The following is a 13,428-nucleotide window of genomic DNA, read 5'->3' as shown; positions in this document are numbered from 1 at the left end:
AGTTATACTAACCAGTGGGTTAGGTTAACCGTCCCTGGATATTTCTATCCATTTAGATTAAACGAATCGCACTACCTATCTAGTTATAGTGTCTGGTGCGCATTGCGCACCTTACCTTAAACAACTCGCTTAGCCCGAAAATATTTAAAGTTTCAATAATCACCGTTCTAGTTATAATATATAGTGCGCATTGCGCACCTTACCTTAAAAAAACTCGCGGTATCGCATACCAAGTATTATTTACCCCTTAAAAAATTAAACTAACTTTCTAGTTATGACTCAAACCACTGATTTCCTCAGCCACCTCAACCCATCTCAGCGCCAAGCAGTTGCCCATTATAACGGGCCGCTGTTAGTAGTAGCGGGCGCTGGTTCGGGCAAAACCAGAGCTCTAACTTACCGAGTTGCTAACTTAGTTCGCACGCATCGAGTCGATCCTGAAAATATTCTGGCGGTGACATTTACGAATAAAGCCGCCAGGGAGATGAAAGAAAGAATTGAGAAATTGCTGGCAACTCAGCAAGCTGAAGCGGAATATGGCAAACCTTTGGTAGACTTAGCCCCGGATGTGCAAACGAAATTGCGATCGCAAATTTACCAGAGAATTACCAAACACATTTGGATGGGTACTTTTCACTCTTTGTGCGGCCGCATTCTCCGCTACGACATAGAGAAATATCAAGACGAAAAAGGCCGCCAGTGGAAGAAAAACTTTTCGATTTTTGATGAGTCAGATGCTCAAAGTCTCGTCAAACAAATCGTCACCAAAACGCTGAACCTCGACGACAAGAAATTTGACCCGCGAAAAGTCCGCTATGTCATCAGCAATGCTAAAAATAAAGGCTTGTCGCCTCAAGAATACCAAGCCGCAGAACCGGATTATCGAGGTCGCGTGATTGCCGATGTTTACAGTCGCTACCAAGACGCTTTAGCAGCCAACAATGCCTTAGATTTTGACGATTTAATCCTCGTTCCCGTTAAACTTTTGAGCCAAAACGAGCAAGTATTAAGTTACTGGCATAAAAAGTTTTGCCATATTTTAGTTGACGAATACCAAGATACCAACCGCACTCAATACGATTTGATTCGGATGTTGGTGACAAATAACGCCGACCCGAAAAACTTCGATAAATGGCAAAACCGCTCGATTTTTGTCGTAGGCGATGTCGATCAATCAATTTACAGCTTTCGCATGGCAGATTATACCATATTGCTGGAATTTCAAGAGGATTTCGGAGATGGTTTGTCCGACGATAAAACTCAGACAATGGTAAAATTAGAGGAAAATTATCGATCTCGCGAAAACATCCTGCAAGTCGCGAACCACTTGATCGAACACAATACGGAACGGATCGAGAAAATTCTGCGCCCGACTCGCGAACCGGGAGCTCCGATTGTTGTTTGGCGCGCCGACAACGAATTAGATGAAGCGGAATTTGTAGCAGGTCAAATTCATTCCTTGAAGCGCCAAAACTCCGAATACGAAAAGGGCAGTAACTTTGCGATTCTCTACCGCACAAACGCTCAATCTCGCTCCTTTGAAGAAGCGTTAATGCGTTTAGACATTCCTTACAATATTGTCGGCGGTCTAAAGTTTTACGATCGCAAAGAAATCAAAGATATCCTAGCATACCTGCGGGCGCTAGCCAATCCCGACGATAGCGTCAGCCTCAAACGCATCATCAATACTCCCCGCCGCGGCATTGGGGATACCACATTTTCCAAAATCGAAGACGCTGCAACTCAATTGGGCATTCCGTTGTGGGAAATCCTCAGCGATGAATCTTCTGTCAATACTCTAGCAGGGCGATCGGCAAAAGCTATTATTAAGTTTGCCGAAATGATTGGTCGTTGGCAATCGCAAGTTGAAACTCTGCCGGCTTCGCAAATTGTCCAAGGAATTATCCAAGATTCAGGCTACATTGAAGATTTGAAAAATCAAGGAACCGAGGAAGCCGAAAATCGGATAGAAAACGTCAGAGAATTGTACAATGCTGTGCTGCAATTTGAAGAACAAAACGAAGAACCGACGCTGACATCATTTTTAGCAAAAGCATCTTTAGCATCCGATTTAGATGACTTGCAGGAAGAAGATTCCCGCGTATCGCTAATGACGCTGCACTCCGCAAAAGGGCTAGAATTTCCCGTAGTATTTCTAGTCGGAATGGAACAGGGTTTATTTCCCAATTTCCGCAGTTTGGACGACCCGAAAGCGATCGAAGAAGAACGCCGTTTGTGCTACGTCGGCATCACTCGCGCCCAGGAATTGCTATTTCTCACCCACACTCGCGAACGCCGCCTTTGGGGAGGTTTCCGGGAACACTGCACCCCTTCGCTATTCTTAGGAGAATTGCCGCCGCATTTGCTGGCCGGAAGTGCGAAGAAAACTAAAGCGGGGAAAACGGCTGAATCTAAAGGAAAAACTAATAATTCAGCAGCAAATTCCGGGAGTTCTCAAGCGGGAAACAATGGACAATCGGCGGATTGGCAAACGGGCGATCGGGTTTTTCATCATGCTTTTGGAGTTGGAGAAATTACGCACGTTTTGGGAGAAGGCGGTAAAACTAATCTGGCAATTAAGTTTTCAGGTTTGGGCAGAAAAATCATCGATCCGAGAACAGCTAAGTTGCAGCGAGTGTAATAAAAAAGTGTTGAAAACTCCCGATAGGAGTCGGCGGTTAAAACCGTTACTACACAACCTTGTGTCCGAACTTTAGGGGACACACAAGAAATGATTCAAGATTCTCCCGCAGGGAATCGCCCCTCGATCGATCTTCTCTCACATCTTGCACCATTCTCAAGAACAGGCAAGATGCCTGTTCCACAAGAAAATTCACTCTTTGTGGAAGAGGCATCTTGTCTGTTCATAAAAGACTTATTAACAATGATGCCACATCTCATATCTTATTCGACTGCCTGAGATTCCACACGCCTGTATTTACCCGCCAAACGTTCTCGACGCTGGCGGCGGTTGTCAGCTTCAAATATGGCAATCGCTTCATCTAACTTCAAATTGAAAGCGTCCAACTGTCGGCAGACTTCACGCATCTTTTCAACGTGTCGCTTTCTGGTTTCAGCGTCGGGGATTCTAGGTTGTTGATTCATGGCAAATTCCAATCCATTTTGATTTCTTGAATGCTTGCTGCTGAGGCATCGACAATCGCCTCTCCGTCTTCTATCGTTCCATACAGAAAGTTTAACGTATCCGCAGTCGCAGCGGGTTGAGATTCTGCTACCTGCTGCAAAAGCCTGTACAAACGATTGTAAGAGGTTCTCAACCTTTCCTTAATATTATCCAGGGATTCTAGTTCGGGGAGTGTCGCTTCTGTCTCGCCAAACTGCTGCATTAAAATGTATTCTGTGGCGGTTGTCTCGTTGAGAATTTCCACTAGCCGCCGCTGCAATGTGAAAATTGTGTTCAGGATGTCATCAGGTAGCTTTGCCATTGTCCTTATTTTTTAGGGATAACAACTTAACACAATATATCAGAATGTTTGCTTCCTCTCATTTTAGTTTTAATTGAGAGCGATATCAGTCCAAATTTACCACCTTTAAATTTGCGTTCCATGCTTCGCCAATAACGCACTTCCATAAGCAGCCGCAGTATGAATAGGGGTTACTACAGGCACTTTTAAATAACGCTTTCTAATCGCACTCCAAACCGAATTTTTTGCCCCGCCGCCAGCAGTATAAACTTTCGTCAAAGCAGTTGCACCGAATTCTTGCAATAATTGATATCCCCGCGCTTCAATCCGCGCTATGCTTTCTAGCAAACCGTGCAGAAATTCCACTGAATCAGTGGGACGCGGTTGGAGTCGGGGCGGCAAATTCGGGTCATTAATCGGAAAGCGATCGCCCTTTTTCAACAATGGGTAATAATCCAGCAAACTCTCTTGTGCTGGATCAATTTGTGTGCTATAATTCTCTAACTCAACATCAGTAAAAAAATGCCGCAGTACCGCACCTCCGGTATTAGAAGCACCTCCAACCAACCACAAATCGCCTAATTTATGACTGTAAATCCCGTATCTAGAATCATCTACGCGGGTATGACTTAACAGTTTGACTGCTAAAGTAGAACCGAGAGAAGTTACTGCTTCCCCTGGTAAATTGACACCGCTTGCTAAAAATGCTGCAATGCTATCGGTTGTGCCAGCACAAACCATACAATCGCGGGGAAAACCAAAGCGATCGCCCACTTGAGCTCTCACTTCCCCCACAGGCGTGCCCGGTGCGACAACTTGCGGCAATTCAGGCGTTGCAGCGCCCGCAATTCCCTGTGTCAGCCAATTCGGATAGCACAAAGTATCAACATCAAAACCGAGTTTCAAAGCATTGTGATAGTCGCTAATTCCCAATTTTCCGTGCAGCAGAAATGCCAGCCAGTCAGCTTGATGCAGGAAAAATGTAGGGGCGGTTTCCTCTCGAAAGTCTTGCCACCACAGGAGTTTTGCCAGACTGGATGTAGCGCTTAATACTGTGTGGTTAGCAGGGGCGATCGCCCGCAACCTCTCTGTCACCGCTGCACCGCGCCCATCATTGTATAAAATCGGCTCGCATACTGGTATACCGTCGGTATTGCACAGCATGACAGTGGAGGATGTGCCGTCAATGGCGATCGCCCTTACCTGATTGCGGATTGTTGGGGGAATTTGCTCGATCGAATCCCACAGCGCATTTTGCCACACCGAGGGCAATTCAGGCTGTTGTTGCCCGTTGTTGGCAAAAGTATATTCTGTCTCACAATGTATTGTACCCTGGGAGTCTATGACAGTCGATCGGGCGCCAGTCGTGCCGAAATCTATTCCCAAATAAAGATTCATTTGCCACTCCCGCGAATTTTCCTATTTTGAGGAAACCACAAAGTTAATTTGCATCTTATGGTTGTTTCTAACTCAGCTTCTTCTGCGACAATATCAGGATTTATCTGCTCTTTGGCTTATTATTTAAATAATGGATAATTGTCTAAGGTGCGATCGCTAAGTCTGATAAGTTTTAGGTCTTCTACAGATTCCATCATAAGCTCTATTGGCGTTGCTGATTTAGAGTAGGAAAAGCTAAATATACAAGTCGTAGAAACCAGTATCCACAAAGCTTCTGGATTTTCAAATTATTTTTTTAATCCCCTGATTAAGAAACACCGGGATTTTTTCTGATGCCAAATCTTTGGCAATAGCTTTGAATGAACGGCATCGGCAAGATTATTTGAAGTGGAGGCAGCGGGTAATAAAGATTCGGTTTTTCGCGCTAGTTGGCTTAGTCGAGTCCATAGATAAGCGCGAGAGGTATATTGATCGGTTTTAGTTACAGGTACAGGTTCGTTGGAGTTAGCTCAAGCTAGAGCTTGAGCAACTTAAATCTAAAGTTTAATTAAATGTTAGCAACTAAACTTGGCAAGTCAATTAGACTAACTCTGTCAGTAGCGTATCGGAGCAGCTAAATGTCCCCTTGGGTAAAAGATCCAAATGCAGGCGGAGTTAAAATCCCTCCAGCCGTTCAACAACAGGTAAAGCAGCGTGTTCTCGATTATGCAGCAGCTAACTACGCTGGCAAGTATACTCGCCTAGACATCCGCTTTCGCAGTCAGTTCTGTTACATTGATGCCTATAAAGAACCTTATTGCCCTCCAGATTTTCCACCTAAAGACTTTCCCGTATCTCGGGAGGAATATTTAGAACGAATGCGAAATAGCCCCATTCACCTGTGTCGGCTGCGCTACTTTGGCGATGCAGAATCTTGGAGTCTGGGGTTTTACACCTACAGCAATGAAAAATATGAGCTTTGTATGTTCAAGAATGGCAGTTTCTACGGTACTCCTGAACAAGCTTTTGCCATTTCTGCCATGTATTTGCAGTAACCCAAAATGACCCTCTAAGGTCTAAAAACTGTGAGTTTCCCACTTACCATGTATTTTTATGAGCGAATATCAATACTACGAGTTTCAAACCATCGACCGACCGTTGACTAAAGCGGAACAACAAGCAGTCAGCCTACTCTCTAGTCGCGTACAACTAAGTTCTACTAGGGCGATATTTACTTATAGTTATGGAGATTTTCGAGGCGACCCAAAAGACCTATTAGTCCAATACTTCGATGCCATGTTTTACATGGCTAATTGGGGAACATTACAACTAATGTTTCGTTTTCCCAAAGGTCTGATTGATGTTGAACGGATGCAGAAATATTGCATTGAAGATCTGATTGCTGTTTCTGAAATTAATAATTTTGTCATTTTAGAAATTTCTATGGAGGACGACGAAGGTTTTGGGTGGATAGAGGGAGAAGGAAATCTATCCTCTTTGATAGGTTTGCGCCAGGAAATTTTGCAGGGAGATTATCGTTTACTTTATCTGGCTTGGCTGAAAGCGATTAGCTATCTTGATATTGATGAACTCAATGAAGAAGAGTTAGAGCCACCTGTTCCTCCTGGATTGGGTAAGTTATCTTCATCATTAGAGGCTTTTATAGATGCTTTTGAATTGAATGAGCATCTGCTAAAGGTGGCAACAACTGCTAGTGCTGCTAAACCTTCTATTTCAGAAAAGAGCTTAAAAGCAGCTATACAAAAACTCGATCGTTCTGAAAGCGATACCTTTTTACTGCGGTTAGCCAAAGGAGAATCTAATCTGTCCTTTGAATTGCGTAAAAGATTATCACAAATGATGGAAGTTATGCAAGATGTAATTACAGGAAAACGAACAATTAGACAGCTTTTAGAAAGCGCTGAACAGGAACAAAAAAAGAGCGATCGCAAAAAAGAACAGGCAACTGAAGCTTTACGAGTCAGAGAATTGGAAGCTTTGGCTCTGCGAGAAACGGCTGCTTGGGAAGATGTAGAGGCTCTTATTCAAAAAGGAACTTCTAAATCTTACGATGAAGTAGTGCCGTTACTTTTAAAACTCCGAGACTTAGCGGATTATCAAAACCAACAAGCTAATTTTTCAACACGGCTGAAACAACTTCATGCTCAATATAGTAGTCGCTCTGGATTAAAAAGACGTTTACTTGAGGCGAATTTATAATCGACTTGAAAGCGAAAGGTTATTCAATTGTATTGACAGTCTGCGGTCTAAGGATGTGTTCGCAGATTTATTCAGGTGACGATCGCACTCAACGACTATGATCGCCAACGTATTGAGTTTATCGTTAAGCAACACTGCCAAAGACAAAATATTGGGCGTTGCTTAATCAGGGTATGAAAAAAATAAGTGAAAAATCCAGAAGCTTTGTGGATACTGGTTTCTATGACTTGCATATTTAGCCTTTCATACCGTAAATTAGTAACGCCCAACAGCAGATCCGGGTAAGGACATCGCATTGCCCAAAGCGTGTCAACTTAACCGGAAAAACCGCTTCACCCGAAAGCTCGGCAGGGGTTTAAACCCCTGCCAGACAAGGCATTGCCGTGTCCCTAGTTAAACTTTTGTCCCGCACTCAGGACAAAACTTATTGCTCGAAACATTCTTCGCGCCGCAACTCGGACAATAAATCAACTCCGCTGATTGCAACTTGCTACGTTCGGGCAAACCAACCATTTGAGCGTTGCTCTTACCTGGAACTACCATCGGATAGCAGTTTTCGTCCCTCGTCACCTTCACGTTCATCAGCACCGGGCCGTCGTGAGCGAGCATTTGACCGATCGCATCTTTGAGTTCCTCCGGTCGCGAAACCAGCATCCCTCTCACCCCGTAAGCTTCAGCCAGCATCACAAAATCCGGCATCCCTACAGTCATATTCGACGACGAATAACGCTCCCCATAGAACGCCTGCTGCCACTGCCGCACCATGCCTTGCCAGCCATTATTTACAATCACAATCTTGACATTAATGCCGTATTGTGCTAGCGTCCCCAACTCTTGAATATTCATTTGGATGCTAGCATCGCCAGCAATACAAATCACTTGCTCATGCGGCAGCGCCATTTTCGCGCCCATCGCCGCCGGCAGCCCGTAACCCATCGTTCCCAAACCAGCGCTCGAAATCCAGCGGCGCGGCCCGTTGTTCAAGAATTGAGCCGACCACATTTGATGTTGACCGACATCCGTTGTGTAGTAAGCATCTGGCGCTTGAGTAGCCAACTCCGAAATCACCTCTTGCGGAGACAAAATGTCTGGGTAATGAGGCACAACTAACGGATAGTCCTGTTTCCACCGATCGATCCTGTGCAGCCATTCCCCAGTCTGTCCGGGATTCGGCGAAACTCCAGCCTCCCGACAGCGGCGCAGCAAATCGATCAAAACTTGGCGGACATCTCCGACAATCGGCACGTCAGGGCCGCGATTTTTGCCTACTTCCGCCGGATCGATATCGATGTGAATCACCTTAGCGCGCGCGGCAAACTCGTCTAATTTGCCGGTCACGCGATCGTCAAACCGAGCTCCGACAGCAATCAGCAAATCGCACTCGGTAACGGCAAAATTAGCGTAAGCAGTGCCGTGCATCCCCAGCATTTTCACCGACAAAGGATGGTTTTCGTCAAAGGCACCTTTGCCCATCAGCGTTGTCGTCACCGGCAATTGGAAAAGTTCCGCCAGTTCCTTAATTTCCTCGTGGGCCGCCGCCGCGATCGCCCCGCCGCCCACATAAAGCAAAGGACGCTTCGCTTCCTTCAGTAAATGAATTGCTTGATTAATTTGCCGAGGATTTCCCTTCACCGTCGGCCGGTAGCCCGGAATTCTCACTGCTCCCGGTTCCACGGGCAGATAGTCAAATTCTTCTAAACCCACATCCTTGGGTACATCAACCAAAACAGGCCCCGGCCGCCCTGTACTCGCGATGTGGAAAGCTTCTGCCACAATTCGCGCCATATCTCTCGGATCGCGCACTACATAGGAATGCTTGACAATTGGCAGGGTAATCCCGTAAATATCAGTTTCCTGAAACGCATCAGTGCCGATCGCCGGACGGGCAACCTGACCGGTAATAATTACCATCGGGATCGAATCCATGTGGGCTGTCGCAATCCCCGTCACTAAATTAGTTGCGCCGGGCCCCGAAGTAGCAAAACAAACCCCTACTTGTCCGGTAGCGCGGGCGTACCCGTCGGCCGCGTGAGCAGCACCTTGCTCGTGCCGCACCAGAATATGTTTGATGGCGCCGGTTTCTTCAGCGCGGTAGAGTTCGTCGTAAAGCGGCAGAATTGCGCCGCCGGGATAACCAAAAATATGCTTGACGCCGTGGCGGATCAAGCTGTCAATCAGAGCAAATCCACCAGTTGCACGTCTGATGGCCACTTTAGTTTTTAGTTGCACAGAATTTCCTTCCTTAAACTAATTATGATTTTTAATGAAAGCTTTTATACTACTTTAGTCTCAATAATCAAACTCTGAAAATTTAACTGCTGATATTTTACAAAAAGTTTCGCGATCGGACATTTATCGCCAGGCCCAGAATTTGTGGAACAGCAGAGCAAGAAAAGAAACAGAGGAAATCGCGGCTTGTATGCCGGTTGACCGCGATCTGACGCTTGCTTGTATAGCATTAGTTTTGATCGGCATTAGAAAAGAAAAACAATGGTTTGTTTGCAATGCCAGAACGTCCTAACCGTCAGGGCCGTTGCTATGTTAGAGATCGATCGCAAAAAGAAAGCCCTCGAACCTCTTCCCATTGGTGTCAACAATCGCCTAAAACCCTTGAGAAATCTCGTATAGACGCGAGTCTCGATCCCCCTCGCATTCCCGTTAAGAAGGGGGAGGAAAGAGAATGGTCAGGTTCCCCCCGACTATCAGCCGGGAGGACGATCTGGGCAATCATCGGCTTACTGTTTGCCGATACTACATTTAACGTTAAGTTGACACCAATCCCTTATTCCTTCTTCCTTCTTCCCTGTTCCTTCTTCCTTCTTCCCAAAATTCACAGTGCATCCTGCAAGACTTTGCGAGTATGCTTCCAAGCTGCCATGCCCATCACTGAGACCAAAAAGCCCAAACTCAGCAACACGATCCGCAAGCCGAGGTCATCCGAACCCACGGCTTTGCTGACAGCATCCGTCAGCGGGCCGGTCAGTGCTAAAGGCAAGCTCAGAGCAATATTAATTGCATTGTTCTCCAAGCCAAAGACTTTGCCCCGCATAGATTCTGGAGTTTTTTCTTGAATCAGAGCCTGCATCGGCCCGTTAATTAAGGAAGCACCAAAACCGAACAGAGCACTCAATCCGAATCCCACCCACAACTGTCGGGTAAAGGCAAACATTGCTAATACAAAACCCATCATCAAGAAACCGATTAACGGCAGAGGTTTGTGGTGGAAGCGACCGCCCCAGTGGCCCAAAAAGGCTGCGCCGAAGACCATTCCGACTCCCGCAGCAGCCAGCAAAAAGCCAAATTGAGTTTCTTTGAGACCTATTTTGCCTGAAAGCGCGATCGCCAGCACCTGAAGCGCCGCAAACACGGAATACAAAATCGTCAACTGCACCATCGCGTTGCTGACAAGGTGATTGTGTTTCAAATACCGCAAACCTTCTTTGAGGTCTTGCCAAGGATGGACGTTTTTGCCACTGCTGCCGGCATGACTTTCTTTGATCCGCATGGCATAGATCAAACCTGCTGATATTAGGTACAACCCGCCCAGCAAAAACTCTTGAGAAGCTGCTCCAAAGCTGTGTTTGACCCAACTAAACAGCGGTTCGCCGATCGTCATCCCGACAATAATCCCGCCCATTGTGGACGAGGCGAACAGCGCATTTGCTGACATCAGTCCCTCTCGCCCCACGGCCAGGGGGATTGCCGCCTGCTCTGCCGGAGCAAAAAATTGCGTTACGGTAGAGATCAAAAACGTCATCGCCAACAAAACGGCAAAAGCTTTGGGCAAAAACGGCAAAGCTACAATCAAAACGGCTCGAATCACGTTGCAGCCGATCAGCATTTGCTTTTTGGAAAAGCGGTCTACGACGATACCGGCGGCCGAACCAAATACGATCGCCGGCAGCGTGTAGGCGATCATCACTGCTGACAGCATAGAATTTTCCGAATGCTGCCAAGAAACAGGCCAGGGTCGGTAGTCGCCTGCTTTCAGCAGAATAATCAGCAATACGTAAAAGATTTTATCCGCCACTTGGGCTAATAACTGGCCCGTCCACAAGGCGAGGAAGGGGCGATTTCTCAGTAGGGCATCAAGCCCGCTGCGGTCAGGGGGAGGGCTGGCTGGGTGCATAGGAATAGTTTAACTGACCGCCTCTAGCAATTATAGTTTTCAGCAATACGTGCAAATCTCACATAGCCTAATGTGGAAACTCGGAAAACTCCTGTCTCCTGCGTTCTTTTTCTGTTTTAGCAGATCGGCGGGGGACGGATGCTGTAGTCTTCTTAACTCTACCGCGATCGGCCGGAGCCGAGAACCCGCGCCCCCGGAAAATCCGAGAATATTGTTAAAGGTTGGCGTGCATTTCATCGCGAGTACAAGATAGGGTAATATACTTGACAAAATACTTGCTGTTGGCAGTGATATTAAAAGATGTCACGCCGATTAAGTAATATAACGAAGGTACTAACTGTTAGGAGTGAAAAACTTGAAAAAGGTTGAAGCTATTATTCGCCCCTTTAAACTAGACGAAGTGAAAATCGCACTCGTCAATGCTGGTATTGTGGGGATGACTGTTTCTGAAGTTAGAGGTTTTGGCCGTCAGAAGGGCATGACAGAACGCTATCGCGGTTCTGAGTACACCGTTGAGTTCTTGCAAAAGCTCAAGGTCGAGATTGTTGTGGAAAACGATCAGGTTGACATGGTGGTTGATAAAATTATCGCGGCTTCCCGCACGGGCGAGATTGGCGACGGCAAGATTTTCATCTCTCCTGTAGAACAAATTATTCGGATTCGGACTGGGGAAAAGAACTTGGAGGCTATCTAAGATACTGGGGGATTGGGCATTGGGCATTGGGCATTGGTAATTGGTCCTTGGTAACTGGTCATTGCCAAGGAAAAACCTATTTCCTGTCTAGTTCTGATACCTAAGTGTCAATATCCAATGCCACAGTTACCCCATGTTTTGGCTTTTTTCCTCATTAGGGGTTGACAATGTGAGCTAGTTGTGGTATGAGATCCAAGAATGCTCGGCCGCGGTGAGAGTGCGATCGCTTGATATCCGGTGTCATTTCGGCAAAAGTCTGTTGCTGTGCGGGTACGTAGAAAATGGGGTCATATCCGAAACCGCCAGTACCGCGAGGAGTGTGGAGGATTTCGCCCCGACAAATTCCTTCTACTTGCAAGGCAATTGTACCGTCGGGACGGGCGATCGCGATCGCGCAAACAAATTGTGCTTCCCGGTTTTGTTCGCTTCCCAATTCTTTGAGAAGTCGATCGATCCTGTCAGCATCGGTTTTCCCGTAGCGCGCCGAGTAAATCCCAGGTCTACCGTCGAGTGCATCTACCATTAAACCAGAATCATCGGCGATCGACCATTTGCCCGTTGCTTTGGCCACTTCAGACGCCTTTAAGCAAGCATTAGCAATAAAAGTTTCGCCTGTTTCCTCGATGTCCAACTCTTCCGGTTTTAGTTCCAATTCCCATCCCAAATCCTGCAGATAAACTTGCATTTCCTTGAGTTTACCCGGATTGCCCGTAGCTACAACTAGCAATTTGCGATTATTCATTATTTCCCTTAAAACTTACCCATTGATATTAACAAAAGATTAAGAAAATGGTTGCAATAAGATTCCCAAAATCTTATCAACCTCTTTAATATAGTATTCTGTCGGATCGATATAGAGAGTAGTTTCCTGTAAAATCAAGAACTTCCAGTTAGTGCCAGTCGTCACTGAACCGTAAATGCGATCGACCTCACTGTCTTGGTTTTGATTGAAACATTGAGCCGCTACCATTGCCGCCGCGCATTGCCCCAACCCGCCAATAATATCTTCTTTTTTCGCTTCAAAGATAGTCACAACTGGAGCGCTGATAAACAATTGTTCTTGAGAACCGCTAATAATATAATCGCAAAATCCCTGCAATCCCCTTGCTGGATCGACAGTAAAATCCTTACCTGAAAACAGCGAAACTCGCTTGTTTAACAGCCGCCTAACTTCTGCCAAAATCGGAGCAATTAAAAATTCCGATCGAGCCTTTTCTGTAGAAATAGAAATTGCTAAAGGCACGTAATCGTTTAAAATAGTTGTTAAGATTTCTGACGGTACAACAGGGGATGTAGTGGCAAATAAATCGCGAGTTTCATCCAAAGTTAATCCAAAATCTTTTTTGACTTTCGCAAGGCTGAAATCGCTGTATGCCATCTTTTTTACTCCCAAAATTAGTCGCGATCGCCAGGGATGACAGTCATCGACTGTCACAGTCAAATTATAAATCATCAGCCTTTAATTATAGCATAAAAAATATTACGATCGATAATAAAACATAGCTAATACCAATTTTACATGAAGTTGCATAGAATAAAGATACTGTTTAGAGGTGATGAGTTATGGCACGTCAACTGATTGT

The 13,428-nt window shown here is 45.8% G+C and carries 11 protein-coding genes; 4 read left to right on the top strand and 7 right to left on the bottom strand.

The features are described from left to right. Positions 1-274: 274 nt before the first annotated feature. Positions 275-2,641, top strand: a complete 2,367-nt coding sequence (gene pcrA, locus QUA78_RS29925; protein WP_333399184.1) for a DNA helicase PcrA — start codon at positions 275-277, stop codon at positions 2,639-2,641. A gap of 263 nt (positions 2,642-2,904) precedes the next feature. Here pcrA and QUA78_RS29920 read toward each other — a convergent pair whose 3' ends face one another. From QUA78_RS29920 to QUA78_RS29910, 3 genes are all read right to left on the bottom strand, one after another. Further along, positions 2,905-3,105 carry a hypothetical protein gene (locus tag QUA78_RS29920; protein WP_333305297.1) on the bottom strand — a complete coding sequence of 67 codons (201 nt, stop codon included), beginning with the start codon at positions 3,103-3,105 and terminating at the stop codon, positions 2,905-2,907. Then, complete coding sequence (locus tag QUA78_RS29915; RefSeq protein WP_333305295.1) at positions 3,102-3,446, bottom strand: hypothetical protein; 345 nt, start codon at positions 3,444-3,446, stop codon at positions 3,102-3,104. Before QUA78_RS29915 ends, QUA78_RS29920 begins: the two co-directional genes overlap by 4 nt. A gap of 105 nt (positions 3,447-3,551) precedes the next feature. Continuing rightward, a complete protein-coding gene (locus tag QUA78_RS29910) occupies positions 3,552-4,823 on the bottom strand; it encodes an FGGY-family carbohydrate kinase (protein ID WP_333305293.1) in 1,272 nt (423 codons plus the stop codon). Positions 4,824-5,440: 617 nt separating this feature from the next. On the opposite strand from QUA78_RS29910, the gene QUA78_RS29905 reads away from it, so the two are divergent. Together QUA78_RS29905 and QUA78_RS29900 are read left to right on the top strand one after the other, a co-directional pair. Next, positions 5,441-5,857 (top strand): hypothetical protein, encoded by a 417-nt coding sequence (locus QUA78_RS29905; protein WP_333305292.1) that lies wholly within the window; start codon positions 5,441-5,443, stop codon positions 5,855-5,857. Positions 5,858-5,915: 58 nt separating this feature from the next. After that, complete coding sequence (locus QUA78_RS29900) at positions 5,916-7,022, top strand: hypothetical protein (RefSeq protein ID WP_333305289.1); 1,107 nt, start codon at positions 5,916-5,918, stop codon at positions 7,020-7,022. A 393-nt stretch (positions 7,023-7,415) separates the two neighbouring features. On the opposite strand, the gene ilvB is transcribed toward QUA78_RS29900, so the two are convergent. Both ilvB and QUA78_RS29890 read right to left on the bottom strand, forming a co-directional pair. Continuing rightward, entirely contained in the window at positions 7,416-9,251 is a 1,836-nt protein-coding gene (gene ilvB, locus QUA78_RS29895) for a biosynthetic-type acetolactate synthase large subunit (RefSeq protein WP_333305287.1), read from the bottom strand. A 601-nt stretch (positions 9,252-9,852) separates the two neighbouring features. Next, positions 9,853-11,151: an MFS transporter gene (locus QUA78_RS29890; protein ID WP_333305285.1), complete on the bottom strand. Its 1,299-nt coding sequence runs from the start codon at positions 11,149-11,151 to the stop codon at positions 9,853-9,855. Between the two features lie 355 nt (positions 11,152-11,506). On the opposite strand from QUA78_RS29890, the gene QUA78_RS29885 reads away from it, so the two are divergent. Continuing rightward, positions 11,507-11,845, top strand: coding sequence for a P-II family nitrogen regulator (locus tag QUA78_RS29885; RefSeq protein ID WP_006633346.1), 339 nt, complete (start codon positions 11,507-11,509; stop codon positions 11,843-11,845). Positions 11,846-11,999: 154 nt separating this feature from the next. Here QUA78_RS29885 and rdgB read toward each other — a convergent pair whose 3' ends face one another. Then, on the bottom strand, positions 12,000-12,587 hold the full coding sequence (gene rdgB, locus QUA78_RS29880) for an RdgB/HAM1 family non-canonical purine NTP pyrophosphatase (RefSeq protein WP_333305283.1): 588 nt from the start codon (positions 12,585-12,587) through the stop codon (positions 12,000-12,002). Between the two features lie 39 nt (positions 12,588-12,626). Next, positions 12,627-13,223 carry a hypothetical protein gene (locus tag QUA78_RS29875; protein WP_333305299.1) on the bottom strand — a complete coding sequence of 199 codons (597 nt, stop codon included), beginning with the start codon at positions 13,221-13,223 and terminating at the stop codon, positions 12,627-12,629. Between the last annotated feature and the right edge of the window lie 205 nt (positions 13,224-13,428).

It is taken from the genome of Microcoleus sp. K4-B3 (assembly GCF_036704615.1).
Lineage (GTDB): Bacteria > Cyanobacteriota > Cyanobacteriia > Cyanobacteriales > Microcoleaceae > Microcoleus.
The sequence above is the reverse complement of the archived record's forward strand: the minus strand, read 5'-3'. Positions and strand labels throughout refer to the sequence as shown.

Bases quoted from the DNA above. Each gene is read 5' to 3' on its own strand.
- pcrA (WP_333399184.1), top strand. From the start codon at position 275: ATGACTCAAACCACTGATTTCCTCAGCCACCTCAACCCATCTCAGCGC.
- QUA78_RS29920 (WP_333305297.1), bottom strand. From the start codon at position 3,105: ATGAATCAACAACCTAGAATCCCCGACGCTGAAACCAGAAAGCGACAC.
- QUA78_RS29915 (WP_333305295.1), bottom strand. From the start codon at position 3,446: ATGGCAAAGCTACCTGATGACATCCTGAACACAATTTTCACATTGCAG.
- QUA78_RS29910 (WP_333305293.1), bottom strand. From the start codon at position 4,823: ATGAATCTTTATTTGGGAATAGATTTCGGCACGACTGGCGCCCGATCG.
- QUA78_RS29905 (WP_333305292.1), top strand. From the start codon at position 5,441: ATGTCCCCTTGGGTAAAAGATCCAAATGCAGGCGGAGTTAAAATCCCT.
- QUA78_RS29900 (WP_333305289.1), top strand. From the start codon at position 5,916: ATGAGCGAATATCAATACTACGAGTTTCAAACCATCGACCGACCGTTG.
- QUA78_RS29890 (WP_333305285.1), bottom strand. From the start codon at position 11,151: ATGCACCCAGCCAGCCCTCCCCCTGACCGCAGCGGGCTTGATGCCCTA.
- rdgB (WP_333305283.1), bottom strand. From the start codon at position 12,587: ATGAATAATCGCAAATTGCTAGTTGTAGCTACGGGCAATCCGGGTAAA.
- QUA78_RS29875 (WP_333305299.1), bottom strand. From the start codon at position 13,223: ATGGCATACAGCGATTTCAGCCTTGCGAAAGTCAAAAAAGATTTTGGA.